We start from the raw sequence: 763 nt of genomic DNA, 5'->3' as shown, positions 1-763 counted from the left end.
CAACGCCTCGCTGCTGGTGCCCCCGACGCCAAGCACCAGGCGGTCAAGGCCGCGATCGACAGCCCGCCGCCGGCCCGCATCGTGCTGCTGTCCGACGGCAAGGAGAACAAGCCGTCCAACCCCAGCGACCCGCACGACGGGGCCTACACCGCGGCGCGGCTGGCCCGCGACGAAGGGGTGCCCATCTCGACGATTTCGTTCGGCACGCCGTACGGCACCGTCGAGTACGAGGGCGCCACCATCCCGGTTCCCGTCGACGATCAGACGCTGAAGAAGATCTGCGAGATCACCGACGGCCAGTCGTTCCACGCCGACAGCCTGGAGTCGCTGAAGGACGTCTACGCGACCCTGCAGCGCCAGATCGGCTACGAAACCGTCAAGGGCGACGCCAGCCTGGCCTGGATGCTGCTGGGGGCCGTCGCGATGGCCGGCGCCGTCCTGGCCGGCCTGTTCCTGAACCGCCGGCTGCCCTCCTGAGCGATCAGACCGGCAGCCGCCGGTTGATCAGCAGCGCCAGCGCCGTCGCGATCAGGGCGGTGAGCACGCCCAGGCGCAACCACCCGGCACTGCCGGGACCCGGCACGGTGCGGTAGCCGATGTCCTTCTCGATGGCGTTGTAGCTCTTGGACAGCTCGTCGACGGTGCCGGCGGTGTAGGACTGCCCGCCGGACAGCTTGGCGATCATCTTCATCTGGTCCGTCGATACCGGCACCGCGACCCGCTGCCCGTCCATCTCGATCTCGCCGGTCTTGGTGCCGAACGA

General features: G+C 69.2%; 2 pseudogenes. One reads left to right on the top strand and one right to left on the bottom strand.

What is annotated here, in order from left to right:
• A pseudogene (locus tag A5680_RS06235) lies at positions 1-477 on the top strand (VWA domain-containing protein); the annotation flags it as partial.
• 4 nt (positions 478-481) lie between these two features.
• Here A5680_RS06235 and A5680_RS06230 read toward each other — a convergent pair.
• Positions 482-763: pseudogene (locus A5680_RS06230) on the bottom strand (hypothetical protein); the annotation flags it as partial.

Origin of the sequence: Mycobacterium sp. E2989, assembly GCF_001667595.1 — a bacterium.
Lineage (GTDB): Bacteria > Actinomycetota > Actinomycetes > Mycobacteriales > Mycobacteriaceae > Mycobacterium.
This window is presented reverse-complemented; position numbering and strand designations above follow the sequence as displayed.